We start from the raw sequence: 17,771 nt of genomic DNA on the forward strand, positions 1-17,771 counted from the left end.
GTCGAGACTGGGCCAGCCTTATACAAGGCAGGCTGACGACAAAGTAGGTGCTGGAGGCCTCTGCCCCGATGAGTGCGATCCTGGAAAATTCGCCAAGGCTGATCCGCCGGAATGCGGATATCTATCTCCATCGGCGCCCGGACGGTACTGCCGATGCCTGCATCACTTGCAAACGGCCGGCCGGAAAAGTCTGCAGCCTCGACTATCCCCTGGCGCCAGCGCTCAAGGCTTCTGTCAGCGTGCAATTCCCAAGCTACTTGCTGCCTCAATGGGCAACGCTGCAATCGTCAGCGTCCGCCATGATTCTCGGTTTCAGGCGCACAATCTGATTGTGACTGCTTGCGCAGGCCAGTTGACGCCATCGCCAACTGGCCGCATGCCGGCGCTCACCCCGCCGGCACCACCGATCAGGCGCGCGCGCCCAGCTGCCTGCGCCGCATCACGCCCAGCGCCGCCAGGCCGACACCCATCATCATGTAGGTAGCCGGCTCGGGCACGACCTGCACCGAACCGTTATCGGCCGTGACCGCGATCTCGTTCAGATGGGAGTCGAGGAACAGCACGTCGGAGAACGTCAGCGCCGCACTGCCCAAAGCGAGCGCGTCCAGGCTGATGTGCGCCAGGTCGCCGCTGCCGAAGGCACCGGCGCCGGCACCGAGGCGCGTGTTGAACACGTACGAAATCAATCCGGTCGCGTTGTTGATCACACCGCCGTCGCTGTAGGTCGGACCAGCTGTGCCCAGGAAGCCGCCCTCGACGACACTGTTCGCCTTGAGCAAAGCCGAGTCGAAAGTGAGCGTGAACTGATAGCTGTACAGGTCCGAAATATCGGAGATCTTCACGGCCAGGTCCACCGTCGAGCCCACCGTGGCCGGCGCCGCGCTCAGCGACAGCGTTGGAATAGCAAAAGCCTGGGTACTGGCGGCCAGCAGCATGGCAGCCAGGCATTTCTTCAAAATCGTCATCGTGTTTATCCTATTGCCCCAAGGGGCGTGTTGTACGGTAAGGGCCAGCCGGATGCACGCACCCGGCCGGCCGCATTTGGTCAGTTGCAGGAAGTGCCTTGCGACAGGCGCTGCGCTACGTAAGCCAGGTCGCGCGCATTGACAACGCCGTCGACCACCACGTCGGCGCGGGAGTCAAAGCCCGCCTGGCCGGTGCGCTTGCCGAACGAGGCCTTGACGATCGCCAGGTCGGCGCAATCGGCAGTGCCATCGACGTTCAGGTCACCCGCCAGGCGGATCGCGACGTCCGCGTTCGACACGTCGAAGAACACGTTGCCGACCGCTTCCACCTTGATCCGTGCGGCTTTGGTCGTCACCGACGGCAAGGTGACGCTGGCGCTGCCGTTGTTCGGCACGCCCTCGGCCAGCAGGTAAGGCCAGGTCTTGCCGCCGTCAACCGACAGCGCAATGTTCACGCTGGCCGTGTTCACCGGCGCCACATTGGTGTTGGCGACGTTCCAGCTGACTTTCTGCACCGAGCCCGAATCGACCGTCACTCCTGTGTCGAACGAGGTCACCAGGAACGGCCCGGCGTTGGCAGCCAGCACCAGGCTGGTGCTGGCGCTGTTGACGCCGCCCCTGCCATCGCGCGCCGTCAGCTTGAAGGTCAGCGATGCCGGCGCGGCGTTGGTGCCGGCCAGGCCCACGTAGTCGGCGGTCGGCAGGAACTCCGAATAGCAGTCGATGTCGGCCACGCTCGGCGGCGTGGCGGCAACGGCACAGGCGCCCGTGACCGCATTCGTGTTGTTGGCCAGGATTTGCACCATGTCAGGGAACACCCGCGTCGGGTCGGCCGTGGTGTGGTTCTCGCCCGCCGAGTTGTATTCGAGCGAATCGGCGTTGCTCACGACGGCGCGCGTGCCGAACTGGCGGAACAGCGGGCCGTTGAGCTTGACGTTGCTGGTCAAGCCGGTCCCGCTGGACGCGCCACGGTCGTTCTGCTCCCACATGTAGGTGATCAGGTCGCCATCGGCATCGGTCGCGCTGCCGGTCAGGGCGAACGGCGTGCGCAGCGGGATCGTGTAGCCGGTCGGCACCGTCACGACAGGGGCGATGTTGCCCGATGCCGACACGGCACCGCCGCGCGTGGTCGGTCCGCCCTTGGCGACTTCACCGACCAGGCCGCTGCAACCGCCCGTGCAATCGGCCAGCTTGAGCGTAGCGACATTGACGCCGGCGAGCGCACCATTGAACGTCACGGTGAACGCCGTGTCGGACAGCGCGCTGACCGACACCGTGGCGCCCGCTGGCCAGCCCGGACTGCCTTCCAGGGCGGCCTTGACCCCGCTGGTGGTGTAGTTGGTGCCGCGCACGATCGGCGCCGACAGGTTGCCGTTCACGTCGATCCGGAATTGCTGGCCTGCCGTATTGAAACCCCGCAATGCCACGACCTGGACTTCGTTCAGGATCGACTCGGCGCTGGAGGTGTAGGTCACGATTTCGTCGAGGCTGCGCTGCGACCAGTACGGGTCGCTGTGCGGCTGCAGATTGTCGGTGCCGCAAATGCCGGCATACGCCATGATCGACGAGCCGCTGCCCACTTCCACCGAGGTGCCGCCATTGCGGTTGCCGCCGCTGCAATTGGAGGTGATGCCGTTGAAGGTGTGGTTGCCGGCAAACTGGTGACCGAGTTCGTGCGCCACGTAGTCGACCGCGAACGAGTCGCCGACCGGCTTCGGCAGGCCGGTGCAACCCTGTGCCTTGGAATTGCCGCCAACCACGCCGAGGCTGGCAATGCCGCCGCCGTTCAAGCCCAGCGCAATGTGGCCGACGTCGAAGTTGCTGGCGCCGGCCAGCAAGCCCGTGACGACGCGCGTGCGCGACAGGGTCGAACTGCCGCAGCCTTCCGACTGGGTGACGGTGTAGCATGCCGCCGCGCCGCAAGGGCCGTCGGTGCCGGTCATCTGGGCGGCGCTGTCGAGGTTCAGGGCGTCGGTGGCGTCGATCAGCACCAGGCGGATCGACGTTTCATCCTCGTAGACCTGGCTGACGCGGTTGATCAGCGTGACCTTGGCGGCCGTGACGTTGGCCGGGCCGCCGAAGTGGGTGGCGTAGCTCGGGTCGGTGACCAGCGCCAGCCGGTAGGTGCGCAACTGGTCGCTGACGACCGCGTTCGGCGCCATGTCGCCGTCCACCACCCGGAACGGGGCGGCGCTGGTGGCCTTGCCGTCGGTGGCGCTGACTTCGAACGCGCCGCTGCGGCCGGCGGGCAGGCTGGCCGCGACCGCACCCTTGGCGTCGGCCGTGGCCACGACGCTGTGCAAGGTGGCCGTGTCGCCTTCGCCGCGCACGCTCAGGTTGACGCTCGCCCCCGGCGCGAAGCCGAAGCCGCGTACCTCGACCGCGCTGCCCTCTTTATAAAACGAATGCGACAGCGCCAGCTGCGGCTCGGCCAGCGCGCCTTCGATCAACGGGCCGTGCGAGTTGATCAGGTCGACGCGGTTGTAGCTGGCGTACACGCTCGTATCGAGGTGGTAGTACGGGTCCACATACCAGCCGCCATTGGCCGAACGCACCGAGGCGTGCAGGCCGAGCGGCGTGATGTCCATGCGCAGGGTGGCGCTCGGATCGTCGATGCCGCGCCCCTTGTAGGTCTTGATCTCGGGGTGCTTGGCGGCCAGGCCGGCTTCCATGACGGGCGACTCGACCAGGGTGAAGCGCTGGTAGCCGCCATCCGGATGCGGCAGTGAAATGGTCTGGGTGCTGGCCAGGGCGCTGCTGCCGCGTTCGAGCGGGGCGTCGGCAACGTGCGACTGCATGCCGGCCGCGTCCAGCGTGGCGCTACGGAAGCGCCTGAGGTTCAGGGCTGGCGTGCGGGCGCTGGTGGCGCTCATCCGTCCAGCGGAGACGGCCACGTCTTGCCAGTACGGCGCGGCGCGCTGGGTCGATGCCGCTGCGGCGGATGGGCCGGCCGCGCCAGCCTGCGCGAACGGCGCGGCGGCAAAGGCAAGGGCAATACAGAGGGCAAGCGAGGATTTCTTGCATGCGGCGCTACGCGGATGTTGCAATCCGCCGTTGTCTAACGGATTCCAAGGCTTCATTGTCATGCGGTGCCCTTTCGCGGCGTGGTGAGCTTCGATTCGTCGGTGAGATTTCTTCCTGTGCTTTTTTCCGGCAGTACGGGCGTGCTTTTTCTTCAGGCAAGCACTGCCCTCGTCTTGCTGCAACTAAGGCAACAAGACTGGAGTAATAATATTGTCATATTTCCACTTTGCACAAGAATAATTAATTTCCTGTTGTAAAGTCAACGAAGGAAAGGAGCGTGGGCGGTACAAAGCGCATCGCTGGTATGCGCATGGCATGAAAGGTGGCCAAAACAGTCGCCGCGCCGGTCAAACTTGACACCCAGCGGCCAGCCTCGGTGGTCAGGCTGGCGGTCCTCGAACGCCAGCATGCCACTCGCGGGCAGCGGCAGGCGACCCGGCCTGCACGTCGGGCTGAGAAACAGGCTCACGGTGTCCTGCGCATCGGGAGAATAGTTGAACAGCAAGGCCGCCACGCCCTCGGCCGCGCGGATGATCGAGCCGCAGCACGGCTGCACGATCACACTCTGCTGATCGAAAGCGGAAGTGATTCGTTGAGCTTGCAGAAGATGCGTTTTTTGACGCAAGAAGACCAACCGTCGGCACGCACGCCGGGATTCGCTTTTAACAGCGATCCTGGCGCGCGGCCCGAGAAACTGCGCTTGAGCACCCTCAGTTGGCGGACGACGGGATTGGGCCCGCAAGCCGAAGAAATTCGGACAGTGCGCGTACACATATCGAGGTCGTCAACAAGGCCTTCATCTCCGGTTGCGGATCGAGCGGCGTCGCCGTCGTTCGGTCCGGCACGAGAAGCACCGGGGATCCCGGCCAGGCAGGCGACTGCCACTGGTCGAGCAGCACCGCACACCACCCGTTGGCCGCGTCGGCATCGTGCAGGGCCAGTGCGGCGAGAAGCCGGTGGGCGACGTCGAAACACGACGCGGGCCGGGGTAATGCATCCAGCGCCTGCCGACACCCGGGCGGCAGGCCGCCCGGCGCCTGGGCTGGACAGGCACTCAGCAAGCGCAGGCCCCAGGCGATGCCGTAGGCCTGGGTCGACCACCAGAAGGTGTGGCCGGGACAGCACTCGACCACTCTGCGCACGATCCTTTGCAGCGTGGCACCCGCCTTCGGCATGGCGAGCAATGCCAGGCCGGCGTTCGCCGCAACGTCATCGTGCGCGTCGGTCCAGCGCCCCCATCCTGGCTCGACAAAGGTGTGGACTCCCCCGCCCGCATCGACGTAGGGCGCCAGCAGGCCGGCACCGTCGAGTGCCACGCCCTGGGCCGCGCAAAAGCGCAGTGCCCACGCCGTGGAATCGGCGTCGGCACCGGTACGGCGGTTGTAGCCCCACCCCGCGTCGCCCTTGGCGGACATGACCGCGCGGCAGGCGCGGGCCAGCGCCGCCTGGACCCGCACGCGCGCCGCCGGGCCACGCTCGGCGGCGCCGCTCAGGCACCAGCCCACCCACGCCGTCGTCCATGCTTCGGACGGACCGGGCGCGAGGTCGAACTCGCGCCAGAATCCGTCCTCATCCTGCTGCGACAACAGGTAATCGATGCCGCCCGCAATGGCATCGCGGATGGCGCGCTCGAATGGCGCTGGCACGGGACCCCGACTCACCAGTCGTCCGGGCCGTCGATACCGACGCACACGCCGCAGGGATAGGGCGTGTGGGTGTCCAGGGTGCCGTAGCCGACGAAGACGCCGTTCCAGCTGACGGGCGCCGATCCGCCGGGGCAGAAATAGACATCCTTGCACCACTGGACCAGGGCGGTGCAAAAGGTATCGGTCCCGAGCGGTCTGCACGCCTGGGCCGAATCCCAGGGACCGGCCAGCGCGACGGCCGGTTGCGAAGCTTGTAATGCTGTGAATCCTGGTAACATGTCATTCTCCTTGAATCGTTGATGATGGGTAAAACATCCGGGCCGCACCATCACGGCCCGGCCTGGTGCTAGTAGTGCGGCAAGCGCCGCAGTTCCCGCAGGTTTCGCTGGGTGTCGATCAGGGGCCGGCCCGGCGCACTGGTGCTGCAAGGTTCGCAAGCAAAATAAATGCGCCAGCCCCGCAGGCCATCCGGGCCGTATTGCGCGCTCAGGTAGCTCGCCGCGTCGGCCCTGAGATCGCGCGCGCTCCGGCGCAGAGCGTCAATGCGCTGCGCCGGGACCTGCGCACGGGCCAAAAAGTCGAAGGCGATGTCCAGCGCAACGTTGGCGGGATCGAACTTCAAGGCGCGCGCCTGTCCCTCTTGCCCATCATCTACGCCGATCACGCCCACAGGGCCAGGCCGGTACAGCGCGTGCAAGTCTTTTTCCAGCAGCGATTGCAGCTCGGCCGGGTAGCCGCAGGCGGCCAGCAAGGCGGGCATCCTTTCTCCGAGCGCCCTGCCCGCGTGTTCCCCGCTTTTGAAGTACAAGGCCGTGTTGTTCATCCCCTTGCCGCTGGACCGAAAGGCGATCCCGCGCGGACCGTTCACGCCCAGGGCGCGCGCGAGATCGTCCGGGCCGGGGCCGTTCCAGTCGAATGGCCGGGCATGCGCCAGCGCCGCCCGAAACGCGGCCTCGTCCGGCTCGCCCGGAAAGCGGCAATACAAGGTGAGCGCGCTCGCCGTGTTCCCCTCCCAATCGAGGCGCAGCAGGAACGCGTCGGGACGGACCGCTTGCGCGAAGCGGCGCACCGACCAGGCCCAGTCGCCGGCGAACGGTATCTCGGCGGCCAGCACCTGCAGGTCGGGCAACTGGCTCGCGCTCAGCGGAATCATGCTGCTGAAGCGATGTTCGTCGTCGCTGTAGCTGTACTCCACCTGGCGGCTGAGCGCGCCCCGAAAGAGTTGCTGGAAGGTCGCAGCGGCACCCATGCTGTGCCGCCTCAGCCGGCCGCGTACATCGCGCTGTCGACGAAGGGGGCCAGGCCGAGTGCCGAGGTGGACGCCTCCGTGCCCACCACGAACGGCCACTCCTCGGTCACGTCGACGCTGCAATACAGGCGCTCGGCGACGCCGGTGGCGCGGTCGACAAAGGCCAGGATGACGATCACGTGGCGCCGTCCGCCCACGGTCTGGTGCACGCGCGTCTCGACGCTCGCCAGCTGGTGTCCGGGCCGTTCCGCAGCCGCCAGGAAGATGCCGGGATGCTGCACCAGCAGATAATTCAGCGCCCGGTGGCCCTCGGTGGCGCCCAGGTTCTCCGGGGTGCGCGAGGTGTCGCGGAACAGGTTGCGCGCCACGGCGTCGAAGTGCGCCGCGTCGATCTTGCGTGATTCGAGCACCGGCTGCGCGCTGCGGGTGAGCCCCTCGACCCATTCCGACAGGGAGAAATTGTAGAGCTGGTCGGCCGATACCGTCGTCAACAGCAAACCGCCGTGCGCGGGCGCCGCCGCGAACGTGCCGGTACGCCCGACCAGCACGCAGAAATGAGCCTGGTCGTCGCAGCGGGCAACGGCCTCGAACAGCGCCTCCTTCATGAAGCCCCCGGCCGGATTGATGGCGTACGCGGGCATGCCGTCGATCAGGAAGATGTAGCTCATGCGCATGGCCAGATGGGGGTTGCGCTCAAGAACCGAACAGATGCGGGCTCCACGCGCCAGACCGCTCGACTCGCGCAGCGCGCACTCGCGCTGCTGGTACTCGCGCTCGATGCCCAGCGAGGGGAAGCGCACTTCCAGTTGCCCGATCGCGTAGACATACTGTTCCGACACGCTGGTGCGGGCCTTGCCGGCACAGTCGGGACACGGCGCGGCCGATGGGGCTGATGCCGGCGCCGGCGGCGATCCGGGAAGATTGGCGGGGAGTGGGGACGTCTCAGGCTGCATCGCATTCATATCGTGATCTCCTGGGCAAGGCGAGTTGGTGGGAAAAGTACGGAGGCGTCCAAAAAACGCCATGGTGGTTTGAACAACGTAGCGACAAGATCGGGCCAGGCATCGGCGGGGCGCATCACGCGCAGCAGTTCCAGTGCGCCGGCCGCAAGCACCGCCGCGAAACTGGTTCCGGAGCGCAACTCGTAGCCGTGCCCAGGTCCGGCTCCGGGAACCAGCTCGCCGGGCGCGTAGACGACATTCGGCAGGCGTCGTGCATGGGCCGAAAATTCAGAGATGTTGCCCGATGCGCCAATCGAGCCGACCACCAGGATGCCGGGCCACGCACAGGGCGACTGGCCCCAGCCAGCGCCGTGATTGCCCGCCGGGACCACGACGATGGCGCCTTGCGCGCGCGCCCATTGCACGGCATCGCGCAGGCTGCGCCAGTGGGCCGAATCGGCTTGCAGCAGCTCGCTGGAAAAGACGATGGTGCGGCAGCCGGCGTCGACGGCTTGCCGCAGCGCGCGCGCGAGCGCATCGGCCGTGGCGGCGATCGATGCGCGCCCCTCCAGCATGGCGTCGTCGATGACGGCGAAGTTGAAGATGGTCGCGCCCGCGCACAGGGCCAGCACGCGCCCTTCGCGCGCATCGTCGTCATTGCCCACCAGCAGAGAGGCGCAAAAGGTCGCGTGCGCGCCAGCGCGGCCCGGCACCGCCCCGGCCGCTGTCACGATGCGCTCGCCGGCCAGTGCCGGATGAGCGAGGTCGGCGCCACCGTCCAGCAGCGCGATGCGGGCGCATGCGGCGCTCCCGCGAACATGGCCAGGGGATACGCCAATGCCCGCTTGTCGCAGTACGAGGCTTCTCGACACGCCATCCATGGTCCGGGTCAGCCGCCGGCAATGGCGTTGCAATCGGCGGCAAAGGGGTAGGACAGCTGCGACGAATTTTCCTTCGCCCCCAGGGTGCCCGGGGCCGGTGCCACCTTTGGATACACGAGGAAGTAGTTGGTCGCGGCGGCGTCCGATCCATCCGGCTTCTCCGTCTCCACCAGGATGCCGACCCGGGCATTGAGCGTCACGTTTTGCCCGGCGCCGACCGGTGCCGGGCCGGTGCCGCCCAGGTTTTGCTTCATCGGGGGCGAAGCGAGCTCCATGGTTGCCGGGTCGAACGACCAGCTCTTGCCGACTTTGGTGTTATCGATCCGAAATACCTTGAAGACGACAATCGCGTGGCCGGCGGGCGCCGTGATGGCCCCGCTGCCCGTCTGCGCGTGCGTGCACACGCCTAGTTGCCGATAGTGAATGACCGCGATCGGGTCCAGCGGCGTGGTACAAGCCGACAAGGAAAAGGCAAGGCAAGCCGAGGTCATACGAAGCGAGTTCATTGATTCTCTCCTTCAAGGGGCACGGAGCACATCGGTTCGTCGCAGCAAAACCTGGCAGGAGGATAGGTAGCGCCCACCGCTGCAACATGCCCGGCCCTGGTAGCACAGCGAGGGGACGTCTTGGTAAAGTCTGTTGCCCTTCTTGTGCTGCGGCATTGAGAAATATCAATGATTGATTGCCGACCTCGTCACTCTGCCAGGGGCGGCAAGGATCGCTGGGGCGCGACAGCGCACAGGCCGGCGCCGCGCTGTGAGGGGGTGGGCAAGCCCGGCCGGCTCGTCAGTTGTTCCGTGCCGGCCGAAGGCTGGCGGCCCATGACGATCGATCGCATGTCCTTGTACTTGCGATAAATGCTCAGGGCCGATCCGGCATCGCTTTGTGCGATCGCGCAGCGCAGCGCGCCCCGCTACAGTTACGCGCCAGGCACATACGCGGCAAGAAACTCGGCTGGCATGCGGCGCACCCGGCCGCTGCTGATTTCAATGCACACCAGATCCCATCGCCCACGCAGGACAGTCATGCCATCGCTGTCCCTGATCAGTTGAAAACGGCGCTCCATCGCGATCTTGCCATCGCCACCGGTCAGCCAGGTGGCCAGCGTCAGGGACTCACCCAACGCGGTGGGAAGCAGGTAGTCGTACTCGCCGCGGCGAATCGCCATCGCCCGGCCCAGGCGGCGGTAATCGTCCAGGTTCAAACCGAGCTTGTGCGAATGCGCCCAGCCGATCTGTTCGCACCATTGGACATACACGGCATTGTTGGTGTGATTGAGCCCGTCGATATCCCCGGGCTGAGGCGTGATCGTCTGCACGAATGGATTTACATGGTCCCAGTCCAAAACAGTCCCTTTTCACTAGATTTGTGCGATTGCACACCTTATCCGACGCCATTTTGTTCACCCTGCCCCCGCAGGCGCCAGCGGCCACTCGAGATACGCGCTTCCAAGCGCCCGCATCATTGCGCGCTCCCGTTCTCAGCCGAAGCGCGCCTGGTAGTCGCCCGGCACCACGCCCAGCTGCGCGGCAAAGGCGCGGCGCAGATTGTACTCCGTGCCGAAGCCGCTCTTGCTGGCGGCGCGCCTGACTGTCATGGCGGGGCACGCGAGCAGGCGGTACGCGGCCTGCCTGTGCCGCCGCAGCCGGCGGTGCACGGTCAGGGCCGACAGCGCCAAGCGGCCACCATCTGCCGGGACGGATGACAAAAAAACGGGAAGAAAAATGCGCTTCGTCCGAAATGCATGAGCTTCCCGCCTTATGCCGCTTTCTCGCCTCATCCCGCCGAAACGCGACGCTGATCCGGCGCAGGCTGAGCCCAGGCTTCGCCCCTGGTTGACATTCCCCTTACCCTCGCCGGGATGCAAACCCGCTCTGCCAGGCGGCACGCCGGGTCGGCGTAGCGCTTTTTTATCCGCGTATGTATCAGCTTGCGAGCGCCGCAGCCTACCTATACGAAATGATAGCTACGTCCATAAAGAGGTATATGTAAAGTCGCACTGACTTTGCAATTTGGCAAGGATTCGGAATAGGTAACTATCTGTTGTCGTGCGGCTCCGGCAGTGCGGCAACGAGAAACACGCAGTTGAATTCGCAAAAAATGCTTTCTCTTGAGTATTACCCGCTTACTACAAAGGCGGCGGGCCGTTGGCCTGGAAACAGAACACACGCTGACCAACATCGCCCTTCTTGAACCACGCCGCATGTCGACAGACGCGCGTCATCCTACCGCCGGTAGCACCCGGCGAGCGGGCTGCCCCCTGCGCCTTTCGATATGTCAAAACATGGCGGGAGCACCGTTGCTACCGGTCATTGATTAACTAAAAGGAATTCTGAATGACAAATTATTCTGACATTTGCATAGTTGGCGCCGGTATAGGGGGATTGACTTGTGCGGCCCAGTTGATCAACGCCGCCGCTGGCAAGAATTTGCGGGTCCGGGTGTTCGATATGGATACCAGCGTGGGCGGGCGCATCCAGTCGCGCAAGATAGACGAGGAGGAAATCGCCGAACTCGGTGCCGCCCGCTACTCGCCGCAGCTCCATCCGCATGTCGAGCAGCTCATGCGGGAATGCGGACTGGCGCATGCGACCTACCCTTTCACCCAGGTCGTGTCGCTCGATCGCGCACAGGAAAAGCTGAAGGCCACCCTGGTGAGCCTGAGTGCGATGCTGAAAGAACACCCGAATGATTCTTTCCTTGATTTCGTCAGCCAGTACCTGGGCGCCGCCGAAGCGACCCGCATGATCAAGGCCACCGGCTATGACGCCTTGCTCATGCCGGTCATCTCGGCCGCCATGGCGTACGACATCCTCAAAAAGCACCCGGAAACCCAAAGCCATACCGAAAACGCCGCCAACGAATGGCGCTATGCCACCGATGGCTACAGCGAACTGCTGCGCCAGCTGCAGCGCCAGGCACAGGAGGCCGGCGTGGAATTCCGGCTGGGGCATCGCTTGCTGTCGGTTGAAAAATGCGGCGCCGACCATGTGCTCGCCTTCCGCCATATGGGCGATACCCAGATGCACAGGGCGCGCCATGTGATCATGACCCTTCCGCCGAGCGCCATGAAGCGCCTGAACGTCGATTTTCCGGCTTCCTTCAGTCCCTTCCAGTACGATTCCCTGCCTTTGTTCAAGGGCTTCCTGACCTTCGATACGGCGTGGTGGGACGCGCTCGGGCTGACCGACAAAGTGCTGATGGCCGATAATCCTCTTCGGAAAATCTACTTCAAGAGCGACAAATATCTGGTGTTCTACACCGACAGCGCCAGCGCCACCTATTGGCGCGAATACCTGGAGCAAGGGGAAGACGTTTACCTGGACCGGGTGCGCCACCATCTGAAGGAAGTGCTGCCGCTGAATGGCCAGCCGCTGCCGCAGATCAAGGCGCATTTTTACAAGCACTGGCCGCATGGCGTCGAGTTCAGCCTGGAGCCGGAAGCCGAGCATCCGGCCACCCTGCTCCACCGCAACGGCATCATTTCCTGCTCGGACGCCTATACCGCGCATTGCGGCTGGATGGAAGGAAGCCTGATCAGCGCCGGGCACGCCACGCGCCTGTTGCTGGAGCGGCTCAACCACCCGGCTGACCAATCCGGCGACGGTGTGACGCGCGCCACCTCCCTGACAGAGCGCGCATGAGTATTCTCGACTTTCCCCGTTTTCATTTTCGAGGATTTGCCCGCGCCAATGTGCCGACCGCTAACCGCAATACCCACGGTCATATCGATATCGCCACCAATGCGGTATCGATCGCCGGTGAACCAGTCGATCTGCGCCGCCCGCCGTCCGAATTCCATGAGCACCTGAAACAGCTTGCCCCCAGGTTCAATGCCGCGGGCAAGCCCGATCCGGAAGGCATCTTCAGCGAGGCGGCAGGCTACAATTTTTGCGGCAACAACCATTTTTCCTGGGAAAACGCCAGGATCACCGGCGTCCAGCTGCGCGATGGCGAGGTCGATACCCAGGACGCGCTGGTCGGTGCCAAGCTGGCCCTGTGGGGACATTACAACGACTATCTGCGCACCACGGTCAACCGCGCCCGATGGGTCGACAGCAATCCGGCCGAGCCGGATAGCACGCTCATTTACGCCGGCCAGTTCACGCTGAGCGGCAAGCACGCCACGCCCAATACGCCCAGCCTGTTCAGTGCCGACATCGGGCAGGCGCACTCGGTACGCTGGGTCGGCAATGGCCATATCACCGAACGCCAGGGGCATTTTCTCGACGATGAATTCGGCCGTTCCAGGCTGTTCCAGTTTTCGGTGGCGAAGCAGGATCCCCATTTCCTGTTCAATCCGGACACACCGCTGCCGGACAGCATGCGCGCCTTGCAGCAGGCACTGGCCGACGAGGACGTGCTGGGGCTGACGATCCAGTATGCCTTATTCAATATGTCGACGCCGCACAAGCCCGACTCGCCGGTCTTCTACGACCTGGCCGGCAGCATCGGCCTGTGGCGCCGCGCCGAGCTGGCCACCTATCCGGCCGGGCGCCTGCTGCTGCCGCGCCAGGGCAGCCTGGGGCCGGTGCTGGTGAAGGTGCATGCGGACCGGGTCTCGCTGAATATGCCGACCGCCATTCCCTTCACCACGCGCGAGGCCGGCGCCGTGTCCGAACAGCATCCGACCCATGCCCTGGGCGGCAAGCGGGCGCTGGGCGATCTCCTGCTGCACGGCGCCACCGGCAGGCTGATCGCCCGCATTCCCGAGCAGCTGTACCTGGATTACTGGCGCCATCATGGTGTCGTCGATGTGCCGCTGCTGCACCCGGCCACGGCCTCCGGTTCGCTGAGCCTGTCCAGCGCCCAGGCGCAGTGGGACGAAGCCGACTGGGTGCTGCAATCGGACAGCAATCACCTGTATCTGGAAGCGCCCAACCGCCACAAGCAGCAGGACTTTCCGCAGACAATCACGGTACAAAGCCGTTTGCGTGGCGAGCTGGCCGCGCATCCGGCGTTGACGGCGCAGGCGCAAGACGGCGCGCTCGTCAGCGCGCAGGTGGCAGCATCGGCCCTGGGCGACGGCTACGCGCAGCTGACCCTCACCGGCCGCCGTCCGGGCGCGACCCGCATCATGCTGGGCGAGGCGAAGGGGCAGCAGTTCATCGGCGCCCGGGTCTTGCCCGACGACTGGGACCTGGACGAGGTAGCGGCCGAACAGGTCGATTATGCCTTCCTCTACCGGCACGTGATGAGCTATTACGAGCTGGTGTATCCCTTCATGTCGGACAAGGTGTTCAGCCTGGCGGATCACTGCAAGTGCGAAACCTATTCGCGCCTGATGTGGCAAATGTGCGATCCGCAAAACCGCGACAAGAGCTACTACATGCCGAGCACGCGCGAACTGTCGCAGCCGAAAGCGCGCCTGTTCCTGAAATACCTGACCCAGGTCGAAGCCGCGGCCAAGACCACGCTTCCCCAGGCCGGCGTGCGCCATGTCATCGGCTGCAAGGGCGAACTGATCGCCGAGCTGAAAAAGGCGATCGACCTGGAACTGTCGCTCATGCTGCAGTACCTGTATGCCGCCTATGCCATTCCCAACCATGCGCAGGGCGTGAAACTGGTCGAGGCCGGCCGCTGGCTGCCGGACGAGCTGGAACTGGCCTGCGGCACCGAAGACCGGCGCCGCAACAGCGGCGCGCGCGGCGCCCTGCTCGACATCGCCCATGAGGAAATGATTCATTACCTGATGGTCAACAATGTGCTGATGGCGCTGGGCGAGCCGTTTTACGCCGGCGCCCCGGCGCTCGGCGAGCAGGCGCGGCAGCGCTTCGGCCTGGACACGGAATTTGCATTCGAACCTTTTTCGGAGCATGTCCTGGCCAGGTTCGTGCGTTTCGAGTGGCCCGACTATCTTCCCACGCCGGGCAAATCGATCGCCACCTTGTATGCGGCGATCCGCCAGGCCCTGGCCGACCTGCCGGATCTGTTCGATGCCGACGGCGGCAAACGCGGCGGCGAGCACCACCTGTTCCTCAAGGAGCTCACCAACCGCGCCTATCCCGCCTATCAGCTGGAAGTGAGCGACCGCGACAGCGCGCTGTTTGCGATCGACTTCGTCACCGAGCAGGGCGAAGGCGTCGCGGTCGAATCGCCGCATTTCGCCGTGTCGCATTTCCGGCGGCTGCGCGAGCTGGCCGGCCGCTTTTCGGCACGCGGCAAACCGTTCGAACCGGCACTGCCGGCGCTGAAAAACCCGGTGCTGGAAGCACGCGCCGACTGCACCCTGGTCACCGACCGCAAGGCGCGCTCGCTGATGCAGCTGTATCAAGGCTGTTATGAGCTGACCTTCCAGCTGATGGCGCACCATTTCGCGCAAAAGCCGCTGGGCAGCCTGCGCCGCTCGCGCCTGATGAATGCGTCCATCGACATCATGACCGGTTTGCTGCGGCCGCTGTCGGCCGCACTGATGAACATGCCGTCCGGCGTGCCCGGCCGCAACGCCGGACCGCCGGTACCCGAGCCGGTCAGCACCACCATCGACAGCGATTACAGCCTCGGCTGCCAGATGCTGGCGCAGAAGTGCCTGGCGCTGGCCCAGTACGCCCGTAGCCTTGAAGCCGATGTGGTCGGCATGGCGCAAATCGCCATGCTGGAATTCTTTAATCAGCAATTGACCGATTTATCTCGGGGAAAGATGTCAAGAGAGGCCTAAATGCACAAAATCATCATCGTAGGCGGCGGCCTGGCGGGTAGCCTGAGCGCCATCTATCTGGCGCAACGCGGACACGAGGTCCATGTTGTCGAAAAGCGCAGCGATCCGCTGCTGGAAACCGCGGCAAACGCCGATCCGGTCAGCTCGCGCGCCATCGGCGTGAGCATGACCGTGCGCGGCATCAAGGCGGTGCTGGGAGCCGGGATCAGCAAACACGACCTGGACCAGTGCGGCGAGCCCATCGTCGGCATGGCATTTTCGGTCGGTGGTCAATACCGGGTGCGCGAGCTGGCTGCGCTGGAAGGCTTGTTTCCCTTATCGCTGGACCGCACCGCCTTCCAGCGCCTGCTGAACAGATACGCCGCCCAGCACAAGGTGAAATATTACTTCGGGCATAAGTGCCTGGATGTCGACCTGGAAAACAAAACCGTGCTGATCCAGGACGAGGATGGCGCCTTGCAGCAGTTGCAGGGCGACCTGATCATCGGCGCCGACGGTGCGCACTCCGCGGTGCGGCGTGCCATGCAAAGCAGCATGCGGCGCTTTGCGTTCACGCAGAGCTTTTTTCGCCACGGCTACAAGACCCTGGTGCTGCCGAACGCGGCGGAACTCGGCTTCAGGAAGGATCTGCTGTATTTCTACGGCATGGATTCGAAAGGCGCGTTTGCCGGCCGCGCGGCCACCATCCCGAACGGCAGCATCAGCTTCGCCATTTGCCTGCCCTACTCCGGCACCCCAAGCTTGAGCACGCACGACCGGGAAGCCATGTCAGGCTTCTTCAGCCGCTACTTCGGCCGCCTGCCGCAGGCCAGCCGGGACGCGCTGCTGGAGCAGTTCCTGGCCCTGCCCAGCAACGACCTCATCAATGTGCGCTCCAGCACCTTTCATTACAAGGGCAATGTGGTCCTGATCGGCGACGCGGCGCACGCCACCGCCCCCTTTCTCGGGCAGGGCATGAACATGGCGCTCGAAGATGTCCAGGTCTTTGTCACCTTGCTGGACCGCTACGGCGACGACCTGGCGCGCGCCCTGTCCGAGTTCACGCAGCAGCGCAAGGTGCAGGCGGACGCCATGCAGGATATGGCGATCGCCAACTACGAAGTGCTGAGCAACCCGAATTTTATTTTCTTCCTGCAGACCCGGTATACCCGCTACATGCACAAGAAATTTCCCCGTGTTTATCCGCCCGACATGGCGGAGAAACTGTACTTCACGTCGGTTCCCTACGATGTGCTGCAGCAAATCCAGAAGAAGCAAAACGTTTGGTACAAACTTGGAAGGGTAAACTAATGAACATTCTCGTCATCGGCGCCGGACCAGCCGGACTGATCTTTGCCAGTCAAATGAAACAGGCTCAACCCGCCTGGAATATCAGCATTGCGGAAAAAAATACCCAGGAAGAGGTGCTGGGGTGGGGCGTGGTGCTGCCGGGACGCCCGCCGCGCCATCCCGCCAATCCGCTGTCTTACCTGGCGCAACCAGAACTGCTGCATCCGCAATTCCTGGAGGAATTCAAGCTGGTCCACCACGACCAGCCGAACCTGATGAGCACCGGCGTGACGCTGTGCGGCGTCGAACGCCAGGTCCTGGTGCAGGCGCTGCGCGCCAAATGCGTGGCGGCCGGCATCACGATCAGTTACGAAACCCCGCTGGCCAGCGTGGCGCAACTGGAAGCCGGGTACGATCTGGTGGTGGTGTCGAATGGCATCAACCACACCTCGCTGGAACTGCCGCCAGCGCTGGCGGCGCAGGTCGATTTCGGGCGCAACAAATATATCTGGTACGGCACCACCCAGCTGTTCGACCAGATGAACCTGGTGTTCCGCGAGAACAAGCACGGTCTTTTCATCGGCCATGCCTATAAATACTCGGACACGATGAGCACCTTTATCGTCGAGTGCAGCGAAGAGACGTATGCCAAGGCCGAGCTGGGATTCGATGCCGAGCGCGACGCCGCCTATATCGCCAAGGCGTTCGCCCCGGAACTGGGCCAGCACAGGCTGGCCAGCCAGCCGGGCCAGGGCTGGCGCAACTTCATGACCCTCAGCCACGACCTGGCCAGCGACGGCAAGTTCGTCCTGATCGGCGATGCGCTGCAATCGGGCCACTTCTCGATCGGCCATGGCACCACCATGGCGGTGGTGGTGGCCCAGCTGCTGGTGAAAACGCTCAGCGCCGAGGCCGACACGGCCGCGGCCCTGGCCAGCTTCAACGCGCGCGCGGTGCCGCTGGTGCAGCTGTTCAAGGAACATGCCAACGCCAGCCGCCTGTGGTTTGAAACCGCGGGCGAGCGTGCCGCTCTGAGCAACGCGGACCTGACCGCCAGCTTCGACGCCCGCCGCAATCACTTGCCGCCGCTGCAGGATGCGCTGATGGCCAGCCTCGGCTACGCCCTCGGTCGCTAAAG

General features: G+C 64.7%; 15 protein-coding genes. 5 read left to right on the forward strand and 10 right to left on the reverse strand.

Annotated features, from left to right (window positions below; all coding sequences use genetic code 11):
* Nucleotides 1–68 precede the first annotated feature (68 nt).
* The gene (locus PO883_RS10290; RefSeq protein WP_289309672.1) at nucleotides 69–329 is read left to right on the forward strand and encodes a hypothetical protein; all 261 of its coding nucleotides are present in this window, start codon (nucleotides 69–71) and stop codon (nucleotides 327–329) included.
* Between the two features lie 78 nt (nucleotides 330–407).
* On the opposite strand, the gene PO883_RS10295 is transcribed toward PO883_RS10290, so the two are convergent.
* The 10 genes from PO883_RS10295 to PO883_RS10340 form a co-directional block, all read right to left on the reverse strand.
* On the reverse strand, nucleotides 408–965 hold the full coding sequence (locus PO883_RS10295; protein WP_289309673.1) for a cohesin domain-containing protein: 558 nt from the start codon (nucleotides 963–965) through the stop codon (nucleotides 408–410).
* A gap of 80 nt (nucleotides 966–1,045) precedes the next feature.
* Nucleotides 1,046–4,051, reverse strand: coding sequence for a M12 family metallo-peptidase (locus PO883_RS10300; protein ID WP_289309674.1), 3,006 nt, complete (start codon nucleotides 4,049–4,051; stop codon nucleotides 1,046–1,048).
* Nucleotides 4,052–4,248: 197 nt separating this feature from the next.
* The gene (locus PO883_RS10305) at nucleotides 4,249–4,614 is read right to left on the reverse strand and encodes a hypothetical protein (protein WP_289309675.1); all 366 of its coding nucleotides are present in this window, start codon (nucleotides 4,612–4,614) and stop codon (nucleotides 4,249–4,251) included.
* An 85-nt stretch (nucleotides 4,615–4,699) separates the two neighbouring features.
* Nucleotides 4,700–5,635, reverse strand: a complete 936-nt coding sequence (locus PO883_RS10310) for a hypothetical protein (RefSeq protein WP_289309676.1) — start codon at nucleotides 5,633–5,635, stop codon at nucleotides 4,700–4,702.
* 11 nt (nucleotides 5,636–5,646) lie between these two features.
* Nucleotides 5,647–5,913: a hypothetical protein gene (locus tag PO883_RS10315; RefSeq protein ID WP_167088726.1), complete on the reverse strand. Its 267-nt coding sequence runs from the start codon at nucleotides 5,911–5,913 to the stop codon at nucleotides 5,647–5,649.
* A gap of 68 nt (nucleotides 5,914–5,981) precedes the next feature.
* Entirely contained in the window at nucleotides 5,982–6,884 is a 903-nt protein-coding gene (locus PO883_RS10320) for a hypothetical protein (RefSeq protein WP_289309677.1), read from the reverse strand.
* Between the two features lie 11 nt (nucleotides 6,885–6,895).
* Entirely contained in the window at nucleotides 6,896–7,846 is a 951-nt protein-coding gene (locus PO883_RS10325) for a hypothetical protein (RefSeq protein WP_289309678.1), read from the reverse strand.
* Nucleotides 7,843–8,697 carry a S8 family serine peptidase gene (locus PO883_RS10330; RefSeq protein WP_289309679.1) on the reverse strand — a complete coding sequence of 285 codons (855 nt, stop codon included), beginning with the start codon at nucleotides 8,695–8,697 and terminating at the stop codon, nucleotides 7,843–7,845. The genes PO883_RS10325 and PO883_RS10330 overlap by 4 nt, the downstream gene beginning before the upstream one ends.
* Before the next feature lie 17 nt (nucleotides 8,698–8,714).
* Nucleotides 8,715–9,212: a hypothetical protein gene (locus tag PO883_RS10335; protein WP_289309680.1), complete on the reverse strand. Its 498-nt coding sequence runs from the start codon at nucleotides 9,210–9,212 to the stop codon at nucleotides 8,715–8,717.
* A 413-nt stretch (nucleotides 9,213–9,625) separates the two neighbouring features.
* On the reverse strand, nucleotides 9,626–10,051 hold the full coding sequence (locus PO883_RS10340; protein WP_289309681.1) for a thioesterase family protein: 426 nt from the start codon (nucleotides 10,049–10,051) through the stop codon (nucleotides 9,626–9,628).
* Nucleotides 10,052–11,042: 991 nt separating this feature from the next.
* On the opposite strand from PO883_RS10340, the gene PO883_RS10345 reads away from it, so the two are divergent.
* Genes PO883_RS10345 through PO883_RS10360 form a run of 4 tightly spaced genes read left to right on the forward strand, consistent with a single transcriptional unit; the run spans nucleotide 11,043 to nucleotide 17,769 of the window.
* A complete protein-coding gene (locus PO883_RS10345) occupies nucleotides 11,043–12,350 on the forward strand; it encodes an FAD-dependent oxidoreductase (protein WP_289309682.1) in 1,308 nt (435 codons plus the stop codon).
* Entirely contained in the window at nucleotides 12,347–15,364 is a 3,018-nt protein-coding gene (gene vioB / locus PO883_RS10350) for an iminophenyl-pyruvate dimer synthase VioB (RefSeq protein WP_289309683.1), read from the forward strand. Before PO883_RS10345 ends, vioB begins: the two co-directional genes overlap by 4 nt.
* Nucleotides 15,365–16,654 (forward strand): NAD(P)/FAD-dependent oxidoreductase, encoded by a 1,290-nt coding sequence (locus PO883_RS10355; protein WP_289309684.1) that lies wholly within the window; start codon nucleotides 15,365–15,367, stop codon nucleotides 16,652–16,654.
* The gene (locus PO883_RS10360; protein WP_289309685.1) at nucleotides 16,654–17,769 is read left to right on the forward strand and encodes a tryptophan hydroxylase; all 1,116 of its coding nucleotides are present in this window, start codon (nucleotides 16,654–16,656) and stop codon (nucleotides 17,767–17,769) included. Before PO883_RS10355 ends, PO883_RS10360 begins: the two co-directional genes overlap by 1 nt.
* The last annotated feature ends 2 nt before the right edge of the window (nucleotides 17,770–17,771 follow it).

This window comes from Massilia sp. DJPM01 (genome assembly GCF_030348125.1).
Taxonomy (GTDB): domain Bacteria; phylum Pseudomonadota; class Gammaproteobacteria; order Burkholderiales; family Burkholderiaceae_D; genus Telluria_A; species Telluria_A frigida.

What these genes read in the sequence shown, in the direction of transcription:
- PO883_RS10290 (WP_289309672.1), top strand. Translation starts at nt 69, where the DNA reads ATGAGTGCGATCCTGGAAAATTCGCCAAGGCTGATCCGCCGGAATGCG.
- PO883_RS10295 (WP_289309673.1), bottom strand. Translation starts at nt 965, where the DNA reads ATGACGATTTTGAAGAAATGCCTGGCTGCCATGCTGCTGGCCGCCAGT.
- PO883_RS10300 (WP_289309674.1), bottom strand. Translation starts at nt 4,051, where the DNA reads ATGACAATGAAGCCTTGGAATCCGTTAGACAACGGCGGATTGCAACAT.
- PO883_RS10315 (WP_167088726.1), bottom strand. Translation starts at nt 5,913, where the DNA reads ATGTTACCAGGATTCACAGCATTACAAGCTTCGCAACCGGCCGTCGCG.
- PO883_RS10320 (WP_289309677.1), bottom strand. Translation starts at nt 6,884, where the DNA reads ATGGGTGCCGCTGCGACCTTCCAGCAACTCTTTCGGGGCGCGCTCAGC.
- PO883_RS10325 (WP_289309678.1), bottom strand. Translation starts at nt 7,846, where the DNA reads ATGAATGCGATGCAGCCTGAGACGTCCCCACTCCCCGCCAATCTTCCC.
- PO883_RS10335 (WP_289309680.1), bottom strand. Translation starts at nt 9,212, where the DNA reads ATGAACTCGCTTCGTATGACCTCGGCTTGCCTTGCCTTTTCCTTGTCG.
- PO883_RS10345 (WP_289309682.1), top strand. Translation starts at nt 11,043, where the DNA reads ATGACAAATTATTCTGACATTTGCATAGTTGGCGCCGGTATAGGGGGA.
- vioB (WP_289309683.1), top strand. Translation starts at nt 12,347, where the DNA reads ATGAGTATTCTCGACTTTCCCCGTTTTCATTTTCGAGGATTTGCCCGC.
- PO883_RS10355 (WP_289309684.1), top strand. Translation starts at nt 15,365, where the DNA reads ATGCACAAAATCATCATCGTAGGCGGCGGCCTGGCGGGTAGCCTGAGC.
- PO883_RS10360 (WP_289309685.1), top strand. Translation starts at nt 16,654, where the DNA reads ATGAACATTCTCGTCATCGGCGCCGGACCAGCCGGACTGATCTTTGCC.